We start from the raw sequence: 18774 nt of genomic DNA, 5'->3' as shown, positions 1-18774 counted from the left end.
ACCAAATCAACGGGCGTACCCTGGGTCACGCCGAGGAATCAATCGCTAGGGAGCCCATCGTGTCCGCAGTCGCACCCGACGGACGCAAGATGCTGCGCCTGGAGGTCCGGAACGCCCAGACCCCCATCGAGCGCAAGCCCGAGTGGATCAAGACCCGGGCGAAAATGGGTCCCGAGTACACGAAGATGCAGGCGCTGGTGAAGAGCGAGGGCCTGCACACGGTCTGCCAGGAAGCCGGCTGCCCCAACATCTACGAGTGCTGGGAGGACCGCGAGGCGACCTTCCTCATCGGCGGCGACCAGTGCACCCGGCGCTGCGACTTCTGCCAGATCGACACCGGCAAGCCCGAGGCCCTGGACCGCGACGAACCGCGCCGGGTCGGCGAGTCCGTCGTCACGATGGACCTGAACTACGCCACGATCACCGGCGTCGCCCGCGACGACCTGGAGGACGGCGGCGCCTGGCTGTACGCGGAGACGGTCCGCCAGATCCACGAGCAGACGTCGTCCCGCGACGCCGGCCGCACCAAGGTCGAGCTCCTCGCCCCCGACTTCAACGCGGTCCCGGAGCAGCTCGCCGAGGTCTTCTCCTCGCGCCCCGAGGTCTTCGCGCACAACGTCGAGACGGTGCCCCGCATCTTCAAGCGCATCCGCCCCGGCTTCCGCTACGACCGCTCGCTCAAGGTCATCACCGACGCCCGCGACTACGGTCTGGTCACGAAGTCGAATCTGATCCTCGGCATGGGCGAGACCCGCGAGGAGGTCAGCGAGGCGCTGCGCCAACTGCACGAGGCGGGCTGCGAGTTGGTGACCATCACGCAGTACCTGCGGCCGTCGGTGCGGCACCACCCCGTGGAGCGCTGGGTGAAGCCGCACGAGTTCGTCGAGCTCAAGGAGGAGGCCGACCAGATCGGCTTCTCCGGGGTCATGTCCGGCCCGCTGGTGCGCTCGTCGTACCGCGCCGGGCGGCTGTACCAGATGGCGATCGAGAAGCGCGGCGCGTACGTGGCCTCGCAGGCGGTCTGATCCCAGCCGGTCCCGGGCTGTGTGAATTCGCGCACAAGTAGCTACTCACGGGTAATAGACGACGTCGGCGCGGCCCTGACCGTCCTCGCAGTTGAGGGCGCTCATCAGGGCCGCGTCAGTGTTCGGGCCCTCCGCATCAAGGCTTCATTGGTGTTTGACCGGTCGGTCACGCCCTGGTAACACCAAGCAGTGACACTGGATTCACAGCACGTAGACCCTTACCCAGAGCCGTTCCGAGGGGGGACCTCCACCATGCAGGCCGCGCCCGTTCGCGCCACCGCCATCCCGTCCTTCACCGACGCACTTCGCGCGGTCGAGTCGCTGCTGCTGAGCAGCGGCCAGCGGACCGCCCGCCGCAACGCGTGGACCTCCGTCCTGGAGGACCGCCGCCGCGCCAAGGACCGGGTCGAGGCGCAGCTCGTCATCGAGCAGTCCCTCACCTCCATCTCCCACTCCTGATTCGCCGCCCTTCGGGCACCGCCGTCGTCGGCGCTCCGGGAGCCACGTAGACTCTTCGCATGGCGAGGAAGGACACGACAGCGGACAACGCTGCGAACCCCGGGCGACTCAAGCAGATCGCTCTGACCTACAAGATGACCCGCAAGGCCGACAAGACGATCGGCCTTGTACTCGCGGCTGTCGGAATCGTCACCTTCGGTGTCTTCCTCGCGATCGGCTTCTTGCTCGGGCACCCCATCTATCTGGGCATTCTCGGTCTCCTGCTCGCCTTCCTCGCGTCGGCGATCGTCTTCGGACGCCGGGCCGAGCGGGCCGCCTTCGGGCAGATGGAGGGCCAGCCGGGCGCGGCCGCCGCGGTACTGGACAACATCGGCCGGGGCTGGACGACCACTCCGGCGGTGGCGATGAACCGCAGCCAGGACGTGGTGCACCGCGCGGTCGGCAAGGCCGGCATCGTCCTGGTGGCCGAGGGCAACCCGAACCGGGTGAAGTCCCTCCTGGCCGCCGAGAAGCGGAAGATGGCCCGCATCGTCGCGGACGTCCCGGTGCACGACGTGATGGTCGGCACCGGCGAGGGCCAGATCCCCCTGAAGAAGGTCCGCACGACGATGCTGAAGCTCCCGCGCGTCCTGACGGGCCCGCAGGTGACGGCGACCAACGACCGCCTCCGCGCCATGGGCGACCTGATGAGCAACATGCCGCTCCCCAAGGGCCCGATGCCGAAGGGCATGAAACTCCCCAAGGGCGGCGGCAAGGCCCGCTGACACCTCCCGCATTTCGACTTCTACGAGGAAGGGGCGACCGGATCCGATCCGGTCGCCCCTTCCTCGTAGGAAAGCCGCCCCCTCAGGCGAGCGTCCTGAACCCCCGGTCGTAGTACACCATCGGGGCCCCCTCCCCCAGCCGTACGCCCGTCACCCTGCCGATCAGGACCGTGTGGTCTCCGGCCGGGTGGCGGGCGTGGGCGGTGCAGTCGAGTTCGGAGAGGGCGCGGTCGACCGTGGGCAGGCCGCCGGGGCCGGGGCTCAGGCCGCCCGAGGCGAACTTGTCGGTGCCCTTGGTGGCGAAGCGCAGGGCGAGGGGCCGGTGGGAGGGGGCCAGCACGCTCACGGCGAAGCGGTCGCAGTGGCCGAACGACGGCGCCGAGTCGGCCGAGTTCGCCAGGCAGACCAGGATCATCGGCGGCTCCAGCGACACCGAGCAGAAGGAGCTGGCCGTGAACCCGCGGGGCGTGCCGTCCTCGCCGCACGTGGTCACCACCACGACACCGGAGGGGAAACGGGCCATCGCGGCCCGGAAGTCCTCGGGCTCCGCAGCCGCCCGTTCGGTTTCGAGTACGTCGACTACGTCCTGACGCTCCGGCATGACGGTGCACCACCTGTCGGGCCTCGCGGCGGAGGCCACCGCGGTTTCAGCAGCCTCGGGACGCCTCGGATGCGGCTCACCGACAGTGATCGGGATCGTCACCCGGGTCCAGATCGACTATGCGGGCAGCTGAGCGGGGCGGCAACCGGGGCGGTGCCTTGGCGACGGGCGGAATCCCTGGTGGCGCCCCGTCCGCGACCGGTGATCCGGCCGATGCCCGACCGGCGCCCCGGCCCGCCGAGCCCGCTCAGCACACGGGCGGACCGGGGCGGCGCCCGATCGACGGACGGCAACCCGGACCTGCTCGACGCACGGCACCCGGGCCGAGCCGGTCGACGCCGTGGCCGGCCACCTCACCGGCGGACCCGCTCCGCACGCTGTGTCGGGCCACCGTGCCCGGCCACACCGCTCCGTCACCGCACCACCCCGCTCCCCTCCTCCCCCGACAACGCCCACGCCCCGTACGCCGCCCCCGCCGTCTCGAAGGACAGCGCGACATGTGAAGCCGCGCAGTTCACGTCGCGCCAGAAGCGCTGGACCGGGTCCGACGAGGACTGCCCGGACGTGCCGCTGGTGCGGAAGACGCGGTCGACGGCGGAGACGAGGAGTTCCACGGCGAGGGCGAGGTCCCGGGCGCCGCGGACCGCCTCCTCGCCCCCGGGTGGGCGTTCCGTGCCGTCGGCGACCGCTGCCGTACGGAGGATCAGGAGTTCGGCGGCGTCGACCTCCGCCGCCGAGCGGGCGAGGGCGACCTGGGTCGAGGGCTGTTCGCCGACGGCACGGCCCCGGCGGTCGACGCGGGCGCCGGTGCGCGCGATCCAGGCCCGCAGCGCACCCCGGGCCGCGCCGACGAGCGGGGCGGCGAACGGCAGCGCGTTCACGGCGTGCATCGGCACGATGTGGCAGCGGGCGTCCGAGGCGGGTGCGCGGCCCGCGTGCACCACCGAGCGGGCCAGGGTGCGGTGTTCGGGCACGAAGGCGTCGGCGAGGACCAGCGTGTCGCTGCCGGTCCCCCGCATCCCCACGGTGAACCAGCTGTCCTCGATGGTGAAGTCGGCCCGCGGCACGGCGAAGAACCGCACCTCGGGGCGTACGTCGGGATCCTGCGGGCCCTCCGCCGGCACCGCCGCGCAGGCCAGCGCCCAGTCGGCGAAGTGCACCCCGCTGATGTACTTCCACTCCCCGCTCAGCAGCCAGCCCCCGGCCACCGGCTCCGCCTTGCCGGACGGCATGAGCGCACCGGCCAGCAGCGCGTCCGGCCCGTCCGCCCAGATCTCCGCCTGCCCCTCCTCGGGGAGGAACGCCGCGTACCGCCCGGCGTACGCGGCCAGCGAGGCCGCCCACCCCGCCGACGTGCAGCCCTCGCCCACCAGGCCGACCGCGGCGGTCAGTTCGGCGAACCCACCGGCCTCGCCGCCATGGGCCACCGGTACGAAGTGCCGCGCGAACCCGGCGTCCAGCACCGCCCGCACCACCTCGGGCGAGAGCCGCCGCGCGGTCTCCGCCTCCTCCGTGTGCCGGGCCGCTACCTCCGCGACCACCGGCGCCCGGGACACGATCGTCGACTTCTCGCCCTGCGGCATCCTGCCCACCACCTCCGTCGGGAACGGCGAGAGTGTCCCCGTCCGCACCCGCCCCCGACCGCACCCCGGTCCGAGACCACCCGACCGGCACGGAAATGGGCCACCCCGAGCGGAAAACGGGCACCCGGCACGTCGAAGGGGGCGTCCGGATCACTCCGGGCGCCCCCTCGGTCGTACGACTGAAGGCACCGACAACTGCGCCGACTTCTTCTACGGCCCTCAGATCCGACTTCTTCTACGGCTCTCAGATCCGGACTTCGACCGTGCGCGCCAGCCGGTCGTGCAGCCCCCGCCCGTCCCGGTCCCAGACGAGCGCCGGGATCGCGATGCAGAGGAGGGCGGTGCGGAGCAGGGTGCGCAGGAAGGCGGGGCGGCCGGTGTCGAGGGCGAGGACGCGGAGGCCGAAGAGGCGCTTGCCCGGGGTGAAGCCGATCGTGCCGACGGTGAGGACGCTCAGCACGAAGAAGACGAGGAGGGCCCAGTTGCCGGTCGCGCCCGGCTTGTAGCCGTGGGTGAGCAGGCCGTATGCGATCAGCAGGCACAGCGCCCAGTCGACGACGAGGGCTCCGAGGCGGCGGCCGGGGCGGGCGATCGAACCGGGGCCCTGCTCGGGCAGACCGAGCTGCTCGCCGCGGTAACCGAAGTCGACACCTGCTCGCTCCGCGGCCTCGCGGGGCCCGGAGAGCCATGAGCCGATTGCATCCCTGTTGTCCACCCGTCCACGGTACTGCCCCCGTTCTGCCATGCGGACAGGAGGGGCCAGGGGGCGCGGGACCGGTTAACTTGGGCGAAACAAATGGGTCACGCCAGAGAAATCCCCCGTCCCTAAGGTCGGGTCCAGCGTGTGCCACCGCACTGGCCGCACGAACGAACTACCACCCCGGCACGGACGGTCGGGAGTAGGAGGAGTGGATGTTCCAGAACGCCGACGAGGCCAAGAAGTTCATCGCGGACGAGGACGTCAAGTTCGTCGACGTCCGATTCTGCGATCTGCCGGGTGTGATGCAGCACTTCACGCTGCCGGCGAAGGCCTTCGACCCGGACGAGGAACTCGCCTTCGACGGCTCCTCGATCCGTGGCTTCCAGGCCATCCACGAGTCCGACATGGCGCTCCGCGCCGACCTGTCGACCGCGCGCGTGGACCCCTTCCGCCGCGACAAGACGGTCAACATCAACTTCTTCATCCACGACCCGATCACGGGCGAGCAGTACTCCCGTGACCCGCGCAACGTGGCGAAGAAGGCCGAGGCGTACCTCGCCTCCACCGGCATCGCCGACACCGCGTACTTCGGTCCCGAGGCCGAGTTCTACGTCTTCGACAGCGTGCGCTTCGAGACCAAGGCGAACGAGAGCTTTTACCACATCGACTCCGAGGCCGGCGCCTGGAACACCGGTGCGGTCGAGGACAACCGCGGTTACAAGGTCCGCTACAAGGGCGGCTACTTCCCGACCCCGCCGGTCGACCACTTCGCCGACCTGCGTGCGGAGATCTCCCTGGAGCTGGAGGCGTCCGGTCTCCAGGTCGAGCGCCAGCACCACGAGGTGGGCACCGCCGGCCAGGCCGAGATCAACTACAAGTTCAACACGCTGCTCGCCGCGGCCGACGACCTCCAGCTCTTCAAGTACATCGTGAAGAACGTGGCCTGGCGCAACGGCAAGACCGCGACCTTCATGCCGAAGCCGATCTTCGGTGACAACGGCTCGGGCATGCACGTCCACTCGTCGCTGTGGGCGGGCGGCTCCCCGCTCTTCTACGACGAGGCCGGCTACGCGGGTCTCTCGGACCTCGCCCGCTACTACATCGGCGGCATCCTCAAGCACGCCCCGTCGCTGCTCGCGTTCACCAACCCGACGGTGAACTCGTACCACCGCCTGGTGCCGGGCTTCGAGGCGCCGGTCAACCTGGTGTACTCGCAGCGCAACCGCTCCGCCGCGATGCGTATCCCGATCACGGGCTCCAACCCGAAGGCCAAGCGCGTCGAGTTCCGCGCGCCCGACTCCTCCGGCAACCCGTACCTCGCCTTCTCCGCCCTGCTCCTCGCGGGCCTGGACGGCATCAAGAACAAGATCGAGCCGGCCGAGCCGATCGACAAGGACCTCTACGAGCTGGCCCCCGAGGAGCACGCGGGCGTCGCCCAGGTCCCGACCTCCCTCCCGGCCGTCCTCGACCGCCTCGAGGCCGACCACGAGTTCCTCCTCGCGGGCGACGTCTTCACGTCCGACCTGATCGAGACGTGGATCGACTTCAAGCGCACGAACGAGATCGCCCCGCTGCAGCTGCGTCCGCACCCGCACGAGTTCGAGCTCTACTTCGACGTGTGATCGAACCGGTCGAACCGATCGTCGGATGCCCCCGTCTCTCTTCGGAGAGGCGGGGGCACCGTCGTGCACGGACTGTTTGCGGAATGCGGGATTCAGGAGGGGTAACGGGGATGGGGCAGCAACAAGACGACGAGGAGCGCGAGTTCGACCTCAAGTGGGCGGACGGAGCGGAATTCAAGGAGCCTTCCGCGCGGGCCCGGATGCTGGCGGCCCGCTGGAAGGAGAACCCCCCGGAGCCGACACCGTTCCGGGGCGAGCCCGAGGGGGTGGGACCTCGGCGGTCGTCCTGGATATCCACGGCGGTCGTGCTGGGGAGCGTCGTCGCGGTCATCGTGTTGTTGGGGTACGTCAACTTCCGGGCGCCGTACTAGAGATGGACCAGGAGATCGGTTTCGGAGATCCTCGCGCGTGGATCCGGCTGGACGAGGCCTTGCGGCGCGAGCCGTATGCGCCTGCCGGGCTCGCTGAGCCTCAGCTCGCTGTCGCGCTGTGTCATCGTGACGGGCGCATCCGGGAGGCCGCGCTTCAACAGGCCGTCGGATACCGGGCGTTGCTGCCGTTGGTCGTCGTGCGGTGTGCCGACTGGGTCGGGCAAGTGCGCGAGCGGGCGCGGGAGTTGCTCCGTGAGGCAGTCGACACGGACACCGCTGTCGCACTCGCGCCGCTGGTCCTGCTCTTCGGGCGGCGGGGGCGAGGCGCCTTCGCCATCGAGTTGGTCGGCGGGGTTCTGCGGTCGGCGTCCCCCGAGCAGTTTGACCCTCTTTTCGTCCACCCCGACCGTGCCGTACGCCGCTTTGCCCATCGTCTTGCCGTCGAGGAGGGCCTCCTCTCCCCCGCCCAACTCGCCCGCGCCGCCGCCCGGGACGCCGACACCGTCGTACAGAACCTGTGTGCGGAGGCCGCGCTGGCCGCCGTGGCGAAGACGGGTGGCTACGACGAGGTGCTCGAACCGCTGCTCGGGGCGCGGAATCCGCGGGCCCGGGCGAGTGGGGTCACCGCGTTGCGGGCGGCGGGGCAGGTGGAGCGGGCCGAGAAGTTCCTCGGGGACCGGTCAGGGGTCGTGCGGGCCTGTGCTCGGTATGTCGTGCGGCAGGGTGGGGGTGATCCGCTGGCGTTGTACCGGGCCTGGTGCCTTGCGGTGGATCCCGTGCCGGGGGCCGTGAGCGGGCTTGCCGAGTGCGGGGAGCGGGGGGACGCCGCTTTGTTGTGGCCGCTCGTCTCGCATGCGAGTGCCTCCGTGCGGGCGCGGGCCCTGGGTGGGTTGCGGGTGCTCGACGTCGTGGACGTACGGCGGATGCTGCCGTTGCTCGATGATCCGGCGCCCGGGGTCGTGCGGGAGGCGACGCTCGCGCTGTTGCCCTCGGCCGGGCTGGTGCCGGACGGGCCGCTCATGGAACGGCTCGTGGGCGGGTGGCCCAAGGGGTGGCCCCGCCATGTACGCGTCGGCGCGTTCCGGCTGTTGGACGCGCGGGGCGGGATCGTACGGCTGCGGGCCGCCGTGACCGTGCTCGACGATCCCGATGAGCGGTTGCGGGTCTGGGGTGCGCAGGTGGTGCAGCGGTGGCACCCGGAGGAGGGGATGACGCCCGGGGATGCCGAGGTGGGTGAGCTGCTCGGGCGGGCTCGGCATCTGTTCAGTGACTACGTGCTGACGCGGCGACTGTGGGAAGCCGGGCTTCCCGGCTGGCCTGCGGGACCGTCCTCATCCGATTCTCACCCGTCCTGAGGAGCCTTTGCCCCGCCTAGGGCCGATCGGGACCGCTTCATGGGAAAGGGCGGGTGCACACTGGGCGGTGGGACGAGTGCCTGACTGCGGGGTGATGGCAGATGCAGAGCCGCTTCCGGAGCGACCGGCGGTTGACCATGCGTATGGGTCTGACGCTGTTCCTGCTCGGGCTGTTGTACGTGGCGTTCGTGGCCGCGCTGATCGTGTTGCTGAAGTCCTGGGTGCTGGTCGTGGTGCTGGCGGGCGGGCTGCTCGTCGCGCAGTACTGGTTCTCCGACCGGATCGCGCTGTACGCGATGCACGGGCGGATCGTGGAGCGGGAGGAGTATCCCGAGCTGCACGGTGTGATCGACCGGCTGTGTGCCGTGGCCGACATGCCGAAGCCTGTCGTCGCCGTGTCGGACATCGACATGCCGAACGCCTTCGCCACCGGGCGGAACCCCGATCACGCCGTCGTCTGCGTGACCACCGGGCTGCTGCGGCGGCTGGAGCCGGCCGAGCTGGAGGGCGTGCTCGCGCACGAGCTGTCGCACGTGGCGCACAAGGACGTCGCGGTGATCACGGTGGCGTCGTTCCTCGGGGTGCTCGCCGGGCTGATGGTCCGGTTCGCGTTCTACTCGCAGATCTTCCGGGGGCGGAAGGACCAGAACACCCTCGCCGTGTTCGCGGGGATCATGGGGATCTCGGCGGCCGTCTACGCGATCAGCTTCCTGCTGATCAGGGCGCTGTCCCGGTACCGGGAGCTGGCGGCGGACCGGGCGGCGGCCCTGCTCACCGGCAAGCCCTCGGCGCTGGCCTCCGCGCTCACCAAGGTCGACGGGGACATCGCCCGCATCCCGACGAAGGACCTGCGGACCGCGCAGGCCTTCAACGCCTTCTACTTCAGCCCGGCGACCGGCGCCGAGCCCGGTATCTCGCGGTTCTTCTCGACCCACCCGAGCCTGGAGCAGCGGCTCGACCAACTGGGGCGGATCTCCGCCGAGTTGGGTGAGGCGGCGGTGCCCGGCATCGGGAAGGCGGACTGAGGATGGGGTTGCTGGACATCCTGCTCGGCCGTACGAAACCGGTCGCTCCCGATCTCGACCAGCTGTTCGCGCTGCCCTCGGCGGCGGTGACGCTGGAGGCGGCGGCCGGGTTCCGGGCGACCGGGCGCGGTGCGGTGTGCTTCGCGACGGTGGAGGGCGGGGCGTTCGAGCAGACGCACCGCGAGGTGCAGGCGCTGCTGGACGCGGACGCCGAACGCACCGGCCCGCCCGTGGAGTTGACCCAGGACTCCTACGGCTACTCGTGGCTCGTGTCGCGACGCTCGCCCGACCAGCTGTCGGCCCTGGTCAACGACCTGCACGCAGTGAACAGCGCGATGGAGGCCAACGGCTTCGGGCCCCAACTGCTGTGCTCGCTGGCCGGGTTCGAGGACGACACCGGGCGACGGCTGGCGCTGGTCTATCTGTACAAACGCGGGACCTTCTTCCCGTTCGCGCCGCTGGCCGGTGACGGTCAGCGGCGCGACAGCGCACTGGAACTCCAGGTCAAGTCGATGCTCGGCAATGACCTGCGGATCGAGCAGGACCTGAGCCGGTGGTTCCCGGTGTGGGGCGCCCCCGGGCTGTGACGGGCGCCCCGGTCCCTTGCCCGCGCTTCTTCTCCTACTTGCTCTTCTCACGCGCCTGACGGCGCGACTCCAGGGGGCGCTCGCGCTGGTAACGGCGCTCCCACTTGGCCTGCTTGTCACGACGGTCGCGGTACGCGCGGTAGCTCGACGGGGTGCTCCCCGAGGAGGAACCGCCGCCCGAGGTGGACGAGGTCGACGAGGTGGACGACGTCGAGTCCCTGACGTACCGGACGTAGAGGAAGAGCACGGCGACGGCGGCGAGCCACCAGACGTGGTTTCCGAATCCCAGGACGACCAGGACGACGGTCCCGGAAATGACGATGGTGCCCATGACGGGCCTCCGTGGGCGTGGGTGTGGTGTCCGAGCGGTGTGAACTGCGTCCCGACAGGGCGCTGGGGTGGGCGGCCGACCGTCGGTGGGTTGGGTGCGTCCGAGACTAGCGCCGACTCCGCAGGGTGACGCCGGTCCTGCGTGAAGCAGTGGTGACCTGCTCCGCAATGCGTCTCCAGCGTAGGGAGTCGGTCACTCGGTGTGCATCTTCTTTTTCGCGCGGGGTCCGTCAGATGCCCGGCGAGGCCGTGACCACGCCCGCGGCGACCGCCGCGCCGAGGGCCGCGTGGTCGGCGGTGGTCTGAGAGGCGTAGGCGAGGGCGAAGTCCGCGACGGCGCGTTCGAAGGTGTCCGTGCCGCCCAGGTACGCGGCGATCGCGACGCGGTCGCCGGAGCGGGCGTGGGCGCGGGCCAGGGCGGTGCCGCAGAGGCGGGCGTACGCCGTGAGCGCCGCCGGGCCCATGCCGACGACGTCCGCGGAGCCCTTCATGTCGCGCAGCTGGCGCCAGTAGAAGGCCCGGCCCTGCGGGCCTGTCATCCAGCCGAGGAAGATGTCACTGGCCGCCTGGAGGAGGCGCTGGCCCGCCACGACCCGGTGGCCGGGGTGGACGTACGGGCCGTTCGGCAGGTGCTCTTCCAGTACGGACTTCCGCGCCTCCTTGATCTGCAGGAACAGCGGGTCGTCCTGGTCGCGGCCGGCGAGCAGCACGATGAAGCAGCGGGTGCCCACACTGCCGACGCCGACGACCTTGCGGGCCGCGTCGACGAAGCGGTAGCGGTCCAGGAGGAGGCGGCGTTCCTCGGAGAGCGTGGATCGGTAGTCGCTGAAGATCTTGCGCAGGGAGGCCGTGTCGGCGGCGCCGGCCGGTTCGAGGAGAGGCGGGTCGTGGACGATACGGCGGCGGCCGTCGACGATCTCGGTCAGCTTGCCCACGGCGTGCAGGCTGGTGCGGCGGCGGGCCCGGGTGAGACTGGACTCCACCCGGCGCCGGTGGCGGGCCGAACGCACCAGCGGCAGCAGGCTGTCGGCGTCGATCCGCTCGTACCAGACGGCGAGTTCGCCCTTGCGGGCCAGCTCGCGAAGCGCCGTACGGTACGCGGCTGTCGCCTCCAGCGCGGCGCGGTGGGCCTTCGTGTCGCTGTGGCCGTTCTCGCGGGCGGCGACCGCGACGCTCGCGGCGAGGCGCTTGACGTCCCACTCGAACGGGCCGGGGAACGTCTCGTCGAAGTCGTTCAGGTCGAAGAGCTGGGTGCGTTCCGGGGAGGCGTACAGGCCGAAGTTGAGGAGGTGGGCGTCGCCGCAGAGCTGGACCGTGAGGCCGGTGTGCGGCTGGGACGCCAGGTCGCCGGCCATCACGGCGGCCGAGCCGCGCAGGAACGCGAAGGGGGAGGCGGCCATGCGGCCGTACCGGATCGGGAGGAGTTCCGGGAGTCGGTCCCGGCCCTGCCGTTCGAGTACGGCGACGGGGTCCGGGCGGTCCACGGCGGGGTTCCAGCCGGCGTGGGCCGAGCGGGCCACGCGTTTGCGCGCGGCGCGGCCTCGATCGGCCCGGTCCGCCGGGGTGGTCATGTGCCGTGTCTTTGCATGCCGCCGCCTTCTGGGATGGCACCGCCTGTTGCTTCGCAGTGAAGCCGGGTCGGCGTGGGGGTGCATTTCGGGGACGTCGATCGGGTGAACGTTTACTGTCGGTCGACAAGTGGACGTCATCGAGGCGAGGTCGGCATGGCTCACACCCCCCGTCACATCACCACCCCCGAACGCCGGGCCCGCCTCGCCCTCCGCCACCGCCTCACCCCCCGCACCCGGGCCACCACCCCCGAGGAGGTCGCCGCCTCCCTCGTCGCCCTGCACGGCAGCGACCCCGCGACGGTCTACCTCGCCGTGGGCGCCCGCCTCGCCGACGCGTCCGTCACCGTCACGGAGACCGCCCGCGCCCTGTACGAGGACCGCACCCTGATCCGCGCGCACGGCATGCGCCACACGGTGTTCGTGTACCCGGCCGACCTGACCGCCGTGGTGCACGCGTCCACCGGACTGGCCGTCGCCGCCCGTGAACGGGCCAACCTGGTCAAGGACATGGCGAAGGCGGGGGCACCGGACGCGACCTGGCTGAAGGCCGTCGAGGAGGCCACCCTGTCCGCGCTGACCCGGCGCGGCCAGGCGACGGCATCCGAACTCGCCCTGGACGAACCGAGGTTGAAGGAACAGTTCGCATACGCGGCCGGAAAGTCCTACGAGGGCGTGCACACCGTCTCGACGCGTCTGCTCAGGGTGCTGGGCGTCGAGGGCAAGGTCGTACGGGGGCGCCCGCTCGGCGGCTGGACGTCGAGCCAGTTCCGCTGGGCCGTGGCCCCCGCGCACCCCGAACTGGACACCGCCGAGGCCCAGGCCGCCCTCCTCGGCCACTGGCTCACGACATGCGGCCCCGCCACGGAGGCCGACCTGAAGTGGTGGACGGGCTGGCGGGTCACGGACGTCCGCCGAGCCCTGGCGACGATCGGCGCGGAACCGGTGACCCTGGACGAGGGCACGGGCTACGTCACCGCCGGCGACCTCGCCCCCGTGGCCGGCCCCACCGCCCCCTGGGCCGCCCTCCTCCCGGCCCTCGACCCGACGGCGATGGGCTGGCAAGAACGCGACTGGTACCTCGCCCCGGAACTACGCCCCGCCCTCTTCGACCGAAGCGGCAACATCGGCCCGACCGTGTGGTGGAACGGCCGCGTGGTGGGGGGCTGGGCCCAACGCCCCGACGGCGAGATCTCCTGGCGCGTCCTTGCCCGTGACGGCATCGGCCGAGAGGCGGAGGCCGCGATCGGCGCGGAGGCGGAACGGCTGCGGGGCTGGGTGGGCGACACCCGGGTGACACCGCGGTTCCGGACGCCGGTGGAGCGGGAGTTGTCGGCGTAGGGGGAGCAGGGGTGGGGGCGCACCATTCGAGCACGGACCGCGCAGCCCCTGGAGACGCGAGCACCAACGCCGGGCACCCGAAAACACAGGGCGCCCGGCGTCACGGTTCAGCGCGAGTACCGCATCAGCGCCCGCACCATGTGACACGTCGTGTCCGACGGCGCATGAACACCGATCAACTCCGCGGTACTACGGATCGTCTCGTTCCGCGCCTGGTTCGGAACGAACACCCCCGAATCAAGCAGGGCGATGGCCAGCCGCATCGCCTTGAGACGCCGGTTGTGCGTGACGTACCACTCCCGCGGACGTCCGGGCGGCAACGGACGCTTCTCCACGGGCACATACGGCAGATCGAGCTGGACGGAACGCTTCGCGGTGGACTGGGTGGGCAACGGCTTCTGCTTCAGTGCGGCAGCGGGCACGGGCATCCTCCTGTCGCGATCAGGGCACCGCCGGACCCCCCGGCGACACCCTCGAACACTTCTTCCATTCTACTGCCCGCCACTGACAATCGCCCCTGGCCACAAGGCCTTTAGGGGGTGCTGTGACGCAGGTGGAAGACGGGTTCCCGCGCACCGTGAGTGGCATGGGATCCGGCTCGGCCCGCTCTCCCGAAGCCGACCCGGAACCCGCACCCCCGGGCACCGACCCACCACCCACACCCCCAACCCCCTTGTGACGCACGTCACTTATGTGACTCCTGTGTCCAATGAGTTACATCGTTCGGCCCGCCGTACATAGCGGCGTACGCTCCCCTACCCCACAGGAGACGCGCATGTCGCGCAGGAGAACCGCCAGCACCAAGAAGAAGCTCGCGCTGCTGGTCACCGCCGCCGCGGTCGCCGGCGGCGGGGCCTTCGCCCTGGCCACCACGTCGAACGCGTCGCAGTCGACCACGCAGAACGCCAAGACGCTGTCGGCCGCCGACTCGACGGTCTGCCAGGGGCTCGCGACCGCGCTGGGCAACAACCAGAAGTTCATCGACGGCCAGCGCGCGGCCCCCGACGCCCAGTCGAGCGCGCGGATCGCCAACCGCGAGGCGGTCATCGCGCAGATCAAGGTGCAGCAGAAGGCGTCGGGTTGTGCGGTTGGGGAGTCGGCTCAGGACTCCCAGGCCACGCAGCCGGCGCAGTCGGCTCCCGCGGGCTCCCCCGCCACCTCGGTCGCGACCCCTCCGGCCGCGACCCCGCCGGCCGCGACCCCTCCGGCGGCGGGCAACAACGGGGCCGGCAACGCCGCCGCGGGCAGCCAGGTCTGCAACGGCTCGACCGTCACGCTCTCCGGCGAGGCCGGTGCGCCCGCCGCGTCCAGCAACCAGTTCCCGGCCGGCACCACGCTGAAGGTCACCAACCTGGACAACAACAAGTCCACGACGGTGAAGGTCACTTCGGTCTCCGGAAGCTGCGTCCTGCTGAACAACGCGGCTTTCGAACAGGTCCGTGAGCCCGGCAAGTTCCTCATCCGCCGTGCGCTGATCCAGAAGGTGGGGTGACGCTTCACGATCCGAGAAAACCGGTGAGGTGTCGGCCCAGTCGCTCCGGCGCGGCATGCGGCAGCGCGTGATGCGAGACGTCCGGGAGGATGTCCGTCTCGACGCGCGGCAGCAGTCCGCCCGCCCGGGCCGCCACCAGGTGCGTGTCATGGGTCCTGCTGCTTCCGGCCAGAAGCAGCAGGACCGACGCGTTCAGCCCGCGCAGTGCCTCGGGCGCCGGGCGCGGTCCGGTCACCGGCCGCGCGGACGGGAACCCCGCGCCCGCCTCCTGGAGGCGCAGCCAGTCGGGGTCGAGCGCCGCTCCCCCGGTCTCCCACTCCAGGAACGTACGGACGCGGCGCGGAGTGGGCCGCAGCAGCATCGGCAGTGCGTGCAGCAGGTACGCCGTCTCGAACCCGGCGAAGCACTGGGTCGGGTCGAGGAGGAACAGACGGCGTACCCGGCCGGGCGCGCGCAGTGCGTAGTGCAGCGCGATCCAGCCGCCGTACGAGTGCCCGCCGAGGTCCACGACCGGTGCCCGGAGTCCGTCGAGCACCGCGTCCAGCCAGGTCACCAGGTCGGCCACCGTGCGCGGGCGGCGGCCGGCCGCGGGGACGCTGCGGCCCGGGGCGCCGATCAGGTCGGGGGCGTAGAGGCGGTGGGTGCGGGCGAGTTGAGCGGTCTGGGCGTACCAGGACGCGGAGGTCGCTCCCCCGCCGCCGGGCAGCAGCACGAGCGGGCGGCCGTCGACGGGCCCGCAGACGTTCACGTAGGTCTCCCCGAACGGGGTCGGGACGAGCACCGCTTCCCGCCCGGCCGGCCACTTCGTCATGACCTTGTCGTACGCGGACTCGAAGCGGTCCCTGTCGTACGGGCTGCGGATTCCCATGGTCACCCACTCCCCTTATTATCTCGCTGAACGAGATACTCGGTGAGCGAGATGATAGTCGGAGGCGGCCGTGCCGAACCAGAAGGCGGACCCCGGGCCGGAGATGGAGATCGTCCATCTGCTGCGTGCCGTGGCGGTCGAACTCGGCCTGCACAGCGCCCGGTTCGCGAACCAGAACGGTATGCACCCCACCGACGTACGCGCCCTGATCGCCCTCATGGACGCGGCCCGGGCCGGTACGGAGATGACAGCCGGGCGGCTCGGCGGCGCCCTCGGGCTCAACTCGGCGGGGACCACCGCCCTGGTCGACCGGCTGGAGCGGGCCGGGCAGGTGCGCCGGGTGCGGAGCGAGGGGGACCGGCGCAAGGTCGTCGTCGAGGTGGACCAACGGGCGGTCGCCCTCGGGCAGGCCTTCTTCGGTCCGCTCATCGAGAGTGCCGTAGGACTGCTCCAGGGCTACGACGAACGGGAGTTGGCCGCGATCCGGGGTTTCCTTGGCGGGGTGCGCGAGGCCGCCGCCGAGGGCTAACCCCATCGCATACGAGCCGGTCGGCCGCGTCCGTCTGCGAGTGCGAACAGCGGGTTCACGGCGGTCTCCCGGGGGTGCCGTGCGCGGGTCGCGTGAATCGCGCCACAGCACCACCAGGTAACACGGGGTTCACACTCGGGCAATGATCGGGAAATCGCCTGTTGACAGGCTGCCCGGCATGAATCGTGGCGCCCCAGTGCCGCTGCGCCGCAGCACCGCGAGTGCGACCGAAAGACCCACCCCGAAGGATGTGGCCCGTGACCTTCAAGGCTGAGTACATCTGGATCGACGGCACCCAGCCGACGGCCAAGCTGCGTTCGAAGACGAAGATTCTCGCGGACGACGCGAAGGGCGCCGAGCTGCCGATCTGGGGCTTCGACGGGTCGTCCACGAACCAGGCCGAGGGGCACTCCTCGGACCGCGTGCTCAAGCCGGTCGCCAGCTTCCCGGACCCGATCCGCGGCGGCGACGACATCCTCGTCATGTGCGAGGTCCTCGAGATCGACATGACGCCGCACGAGTCCAACACGCGTGCCGCGCTCGCCGAGGTCTCCGAGAAGTTCGCCGCGCAGGAGCCGATCTTCGGCATCGAGCAGGAGTACACCTTCTTCGACGGCGCCCGTCCGCTGGGCTTCCCCGAGGGCGGCTTCCCCGCGCCCCAGGGCGGCTACTACTGCGGTGTCGGCGCCGACGAGATCTTCGGCCGCGAGATCGTCGAGGCCCACCTGGACAACTGCCTCAAGGCCGGTCTCGCGATCTCCGGCATCAACGCCGAGGTCATGCCCGGCCAGTGGGAGTTCCAGGTCGGCCCGGTCTCCCCGCTGGAGGTCTCCGACCACCTGTGGATCGCCCGCTGGCTGCTCTACCGCACCGCCGAGGACTTCGGCATCTCCGCGACCCTCGACCCCAAGCCGGTCAAGGGCGACTGGAACGGCGCGGGCGCGCACACCAACTTCTCCACCAAGGCCATGCGCGAGGGCTACGACGCGATCATCACCGCGTGCGAGTCCCTCGGCGAGGGCTCCAAGCCCCTCGACCACGTCAAGCACTACGGCGCCGGCATCGACGACCGCCTGACGGGCCTGCACGAGACCGCCCCGTGGAACGAGTACTCCTACGGCGTCTCCAACCGCGGCGCCTCGGTCCGTATCCCGTGGCAGGTCGAGAAGGACGGCAAGGGCTACATCGAGGACCGCCGTCCGAACGCCAACGTGGACCCGTACCTCGTGACGCGCCTCATCGTCGACACCTGCTGCTCCGCCCTGGAGAAGGCCGGCCAGGTCTGATCCACCCCGCACTCGCGAGCAGGGCGCCCACCGTGACGGTGGGCGCCCTTCGGCGTTGCCGCAGGCGGTGTCGGTGGCGTTGTCAGTGGCGCGTGCCATCGTGGGGGCATGAAGATCGACGGGGGTCTCGGCATCAAGGTCGAGACGGAGAACAGGCAGACGCACAGCCGCATTTCGGCGGCCGGGCTGCGGGAGCTGGTGGCACGGATCGGCGGCGCGGGCGACCGTTTCCTGGTCGTGCAGCGGATACCGGACCTCCCGGACGTGTTCGCGCAGGTGTGGCACGAGGAGGGCGGGGACTTCCGGCTCGAACACCGGCTGAGCGAGGCCGAGTTCTACGGTACGAACGTCGACGGCGCGGACAGGGCGGCCGAGTTGCTGACCGGCTGGGCGCGGGAGACGGCCGGGTGGGACGCGGGGGTCGCGTGGGAGCCGGTGGACCTGGGCCCCCGGGAGGAGGTTCCCGAGCTGCCGGACGAGGTGCGCGAGAGGGTCGAGGAGCGGATCCGGGTCCGGCTGCGCTGCGGCTACGACGACCGGCGGACGCTGACCGAGATCGCCGAGGACTATCTGGTGAAGGGCGACGAGCGGCCGGTGTCGCGTGCGCAGGCCGCACGGCTGGTGGACCGGCTGTGGGTGGAGCGGGTGGCCGAGCAGGCGGAGTGGGAGGGCGTCACCGAGCCCGAGCTGCTCAGCGAAGCCTTCGAGGCGCTGGACGCGAGCGGCATCACCGCCCGGGAGAACTTCGGCTGCTGCCGGGGCTGCGGCCTCGCGGAGATAGGCGCCGAGCGGGAAGGCGCCCGCGGGTTCGTCTTCTTCCACGACCAGGTCACCGAGCAGGCCGCCGAGGGACACGGCCTGGCGCTGCACTACGGCGGGTTCGACGGCTCGGCCGAGACCACCGCCGCCGTCGGGCACGAGGTGCTGGCCGCGCTCCGGAGTGCCGGGCTGTCCGCGGACTGGGACGGCGATCCGGACAGGGCGATCGACGTCGGACCGCTGACCTGGCGCCGACGGCTGGTGGGCTGAGGGTCCGGGCGTCCACTTCACGCCAAGGAAGCGTCCAAGCTGTGAGAGGAGGGTCCTGTCCCGGGGCTGTGTCTGCTTCAATGGGCTCATGGCCGGCTACCAGAAATGCAGCGCGACGGGTCGCCATGACCTCGAGCCGTTCTGGCCTTCCCGTCAGCACCATGACTTCGACCGGGTGTGTTGTCGCGCGATGAACGCGCCGGCCCTCTAAAGCCGAACCACCCTCGGCCTCCGGCCTG

General features: G+C 71.0%; 20 protein-coding genes. 13 read left to right on the top strand and 7 right to left on the bottom strand.

All coding sequences use genetic code 11. The features are described from left to right. The first annotated feature begins 59 nt into the window (after positions 1 to 59). The 3 genes from lipA to OHT77_RS31960 all read left to right on the top strand — a co-directional run bounded on the left by lipA (position 60) and on the right by OHT77_RS31960 (position 2248). Positions 60 to 1025, top strand: coding sequence for a lipoyl synthase (lipA, locus tag OHT77_RS31970; protein WP_328831884.1), 966 nt, complete (start codon positions 60 to 62; stop codon positions 1023 to 1025). A 252-nt stretch (positions 1026 to 1277) separates the two neighbouring features. Further along, complete coding sequence (locus tag OHT77_RS31965; protein WP_328831883.1) at positions 1278 to 1484, top strand: SCO2195 family GlnR-regulated protein; 207 nt, start codon at positions 1278 to 1280, stop codon at positions 1482 to 1484. Positions 1485 to 1543: 59 nt separating this feature from the next. After that, entirely contained in the window at positions 1544 to 2248 is a 705-nt protein-coding gene (locus tag OHT77_RS31960; protein ID WP_266767911.1) for a DUF4191 domain-containing protein, read from the top strand. 82 nt (positions 2249 to 2330) lie between these two features. Here OHT77_RS31960 and OHT77_RS31955 read toward each other — a convergent pair whose 3' ends face one another. From OHT77_RS31955 to OHT77_RS31945, 3 genes are all read right to left on the bottom strand, one after another. Continuing rightward, positions 2331 to 2849, bottom strand: a complete 519-nt coding sequence (locus OHT77_RS31955) for a flavin reductase family protein (RefSeq protein ID WP_328831882.1) — start codon at positions 2847 to 2849, stop codon at positions 2331 to 2333. Between the two features lie 413 nt (positions 2850 to 3262). After that, on the bottom strand, positions 3263 to 4432 hold the full coding sequence (locus OHT77_RS31950; RefSeq protein ID WP_328831881.1) for an acyl-CoA dehydrogenase family protein: 1170 nt from the start codon (positions 4430 to 4432) through the stop codon (positions 3263 to 3265). 244 nt (positions 4433 to 4676) lie between these two features. Further along, positions 4677 to 5147 (bottom strand): RDD family protein, encoded by a 471-nt coding sequence (locus OHT77_RS31945; protein ID WP_328831880.1) that lies wholly within the window; start codon positions 5145 to 5147, stop codon positions 4677 to 4679. Between the two features lie 197 nt (positions 5148 to 5344). Between OHT77_RS31945 and glnA the strand changes: the two genes are divergently transcribed. The 5 genes from glnA to pspAB all read left to right on the top strand — a co-directional run bounded on the left by glnA (position 5345) and on the right by pspAB (position 10092). Beyond that, positions 5345 to 6754, top strand: coding sequence for a type I glutamate--ammonia ligase (gene glnA / locus OHT77_RS31940; RefSeq protein ID WP_266767917.1), 1410 nt, complete (start codon positions 5345 to 5347; stop codon positions 6752 to 6754). A gap of 110 nt (positions 6755 to 6864) precedes the next feature. Further along, on the top strand, positions 6865 to 7125 hold the full coding sequence (locus tag OHT77_RS31935; RefSeq protein ID WP_328831878.1) for an SCO2583/SCO2584 N-terminal domain-containing protein: 261 nt from the start codon (positions 6865 to 6867) through the stop codon (positions 7123 to 7125). Positions 7126 to 7127: 2 nt separating this feature from the next. Then, positions 7128 to 8480: a hypothetical protein gene (locus OHT77_RS31930; protein ID WP_328831877.1), complete on the top strand. Its 1353-nt coding sequence runs from the start codon at positions 7128 to 7130 to the stop codon at positions 8478 to 8480. Between the two features lie 101 nt (positions 8481 to 8581). Beyond that, positions 8582 to 9505, top strand: coding sequence for a zinc metalloprotease HtpX (htpX, locus tag OHT77_RS31925; RefSeq protein ID WP_328831876.1), 924 nt, complete (start codon positions 8582 to 8584; stop codon positions 9503 to 9505). Between the two features lie 2 nt (positions 9506 to 9507). Then, positions 9508 to 10092, top strand: coding sequence for a PspA-associated protein PspAB (pspAB, locus tag OHT77_RS31920; protein ID WP_328831874.1), 585 nt, complete (start codon positions 9508 to 9510; stop codon positions 10090 to 10092). 34 nt (positions 10093 to 10126) lie between these two features. Here pspAB and OHT77_RS31915 read toward each other — a convergent pair whose 3' ends face one another. Both OHT77_RS31915 and OHT77_RS31910 read right to left on the bottom strand, forming a co-directional pair. Next, positions 10127 to 10423, bottom strand: coding sequence for a hypothetical protein (locus OHT77_RS31915; RefSeq protein WP_328831873.1), 297 nt, complete (start codon positions 10421 to 10423; stop codon positions 10127 to 10129). A gap of 229 nt (positions 10424 to 10652) precedes the next feature. Then, positions 10653 to 11993 (bottom strand): DUF2252 domain-containing protein, encoded by a 1341-nt coding sequence (locus tag OHT77_RS31910; RefSeq protein ID WP_328831872.1) that lies wholly within the window; start codon positions 11991 to 11993, stop codon positions 10653 to 10655. A gap of 153 nt (positions 11994 to 12146) precedes the next feature. Between OHT77_RS31910 and OHT77_RS31905 the strand changes: the two genes are divergently transcribed. Continuing rightward, a complete protein-coding gene (locus OHT77_RS31905) occupies positions 12147 to 13331 on the top strand; it encodes a winged helix DNA-binding domain-containing protein (protein ID WP_328831871.1) in 1185 nt (394 codons plus the stop codon). A 107-nt stretch (positions 13332 to 13438) separates the two neighbouring features. Here OHT77_RS31905 and OHT77_RS31900 read toward each other — a convergent pair whose 3' ends face one another. Beyond that, positions 13439 to 13753, bottom strand: a complete 315-nt coding sequence (locus OHT77_RS31900) for a hypothetical protein (RefSeq protein WP_266767926.1) — start codon at positions 13751 to 13753, stop codon at positions 13439 to 13441. Positions 13754 to 14106: 353 nt separating this feature from the next. Here OHT77_RS31900 and OHT77_RS31895 point away from each other — a divergent pair, with 353 nt between their 5' ends. Further along, entirely contained in the window at positions 14107 to 14823 is a 717-nt protein-coding gene (locus OHT77_RS31895; protein ID WP_328831870.1) for a hypothetical protein, read from the top strand. Between the two features lie 4 nt (positions 14824 to 14827). Here the strand turns inward: OHT77_RS31895 and OHT77_RS31890 are convergent, their stop codons facing one another. Further along, positions 14828 to 15691: an alpha/beta fold hydrolase gene (locus OHT77_RS31890; RefSeq protein ID WP_328831869.1), complete on the bottom strand. Its 864-nt coding sequence runs from the start codon at positions 15689 to 15691 to the stop codon at positions 14828 to 14830. Positions 15692 to 15794: 103 nt separating this feature from the next. Between OHT77_RS31890 and OHT77_RS31885 the strand changes: the two genes are divergently transcribed. The 3 genes from OHT77_RS31885 (at position 15795) to OHT77_RS31875 (ending at position 18535) form a co-directional block, all read left to right on the top strand. Further along, positions 15795 to 16220: a MarR family winged helix-turn-helix transcriptional regulator gene (locus OHT77_RS31885; RefSeq protein WP_328834407.1), complete on the top strand. Its 426-nt coding sequence runs from the start codon at positions 15795 to 15797 to the stop codon at positions 16218 to 16220. A gap of 257 nt (positions 16221 to 16477) precedes the next feature. Then, complete coding sequence (glnII, locus tag OHT77_RS31880) at positions 16478 to 17506, top strand: glutamine synthetase (protein ID WP_328831868.1); 1029 nt, start codon at positions 16478 to 16480, stop codon at positions 17504 to 17506. Between the two features lie 108 nt (positions 17507 to 17614). Next, complete coding sequence (locus OHT77_RS31875; RefSeq protein WP_328831867.1) at positions 17615 to 18535, top strand: DUF6891 domain-containing protein; 921 nt, start codon at positions 17615 to 17617, stop codon at positions 18533 to 18535. Positions 18536 to 18774 lie beyond the last annotated feature (239 nt).

It is taken from the genome of Streptomyces sp. NBC_00252 (assembly GCF_036187565.1).
Lineage (GTDB): Bacteria > Actinomycetota > Actinomycetes > Streptomycetales > Streptomycetaceae > Streptomyces.
Note: the sequence above shows the minus strand (reverse complement) of the source record. Positions and strands in the feature narration are given on the sequence as shown.

What these genes read in the sequence shown, in the direction of transcription:
- OHT77_RS31965 (WP_328831883.1), top strand. Translation starts at nt 1,278, where the DNA reads ATGCAGGCCGCGCCCGTTCGCGCCACCGCCATCCCGTCCTTCACCGAC.
- OHT77_RS31960 (WP_266767911.1), top strand. Translation starts at nt 1,544, where the DNA reads ATGGCGAGGAAGGACACGACAGCGGACAACGCTGCGAACCCCGGGCGA.
- OHT77_RS31955 (WP_328831882.1), bottom strand. Translation starts at nt 2,849, where the DNA reads ATGCCGGAGCGTCAGGACGTAGTCGACGTACTCGAAACCGAACGGGCG.
- OHT77_RS31950 (WP_328831881.1), bottom strand. Translation starts at nt 4,432, where the DNA reads ATGCCGCAGGGCGAGAAGTCGACGATCGTGTCCCGGGCGCCGGTGGTC.
- glnA (WP_266767917.1), top strand. Translation starts at nt 5,345, where the DNA reads ATGTTCCAGAACGCCGACGAGGCCAAGAAGTTCATCGCGGACGAGGAC.
- OHT77_RS31935 (WP_328831878.1), top strand. Translation starts at nt 6,865, where the DNA reads ATGGGGCAGCAACAAGACGACGAGGAGCGCGAGTTCGACCTCAAGTGG.
- OHT77_RS31930 (WP_328831877.1), top strand. Translation starts at nt 7,128, where the DNA reads ATGGACCAGGAGATCGGTTTCGGAGATCCTCGCGCGTGGATCCGGCTG.
- htpX (WP_328831876.1), top strand. Translation starts at nt 8,582, where the DNA reads ATGCAGAGCCGCTTCCGGAGCGACCGGCGGTTGACCATGCGTATGGGT.
- pspAB (WP_328831874.1), top strand. Translation starts at nt 9,508, where the DNA reads ATGGGGTTGCTGGACATCCTGCTCGGCCGTACGAAACCGGTCGCTCCC.
- OHT77_RS31915 (WP_328831873.1), bottom strand. Translation starts at nt 10,423, where the DNA reads ATGGGCACCATCGTCATTTCCGGGACCGTCGTCCTGGTCGTCCTGGGA.
- OHT77_RS31910 (WP_328831872.1), bottom strand. Translation starts at nt 11,993, where the DNA reads ATGACCACCCCGGCGGACCGGGCCGATCGAGGCCGCGCCGCGCGCAAA.
- OHT77_RS31905 (WP_328831871.1), top strand. Translation starts at nt 12,147, where the DNA reads ATGGCTCACACCCCCCGTCACATCACCACCCCCGAACGCCGGGCCCGC.
- OHT77_RS31895 (WP_328831870.1), top strand. Translation starts at nt 14,107, where the DNA reads ATGTCGCGCAGGAGAACCGCCAGCACCAAGAAGAAGCTCGCGCTGCTG.
- OHT77_RS31890 (WP_328831869.1), bottom strand. Translation starts at nt 15,691, where the DNA reads ATGGGAATCCGCAGCCCGTACGACAGGGACCGCTTCGAGTCCGCGTAC.
- OHT77_RS31885 (WP_328834407.1), top strand. Translation starts at nt 15,795, where the DNA reads ATGGAGATCGTCCATCTGCTGCGTGCCGTGGCGGTCGAACTCGGCCTG.
- OHT77_RS31875 (WP_328831867.1), top strand. Translation starts at nt 17,615, where the DNA reads ATGAAGATCGACGGGGGTCTCGGCATCAAGGTCGAGACGGAGAACAGG.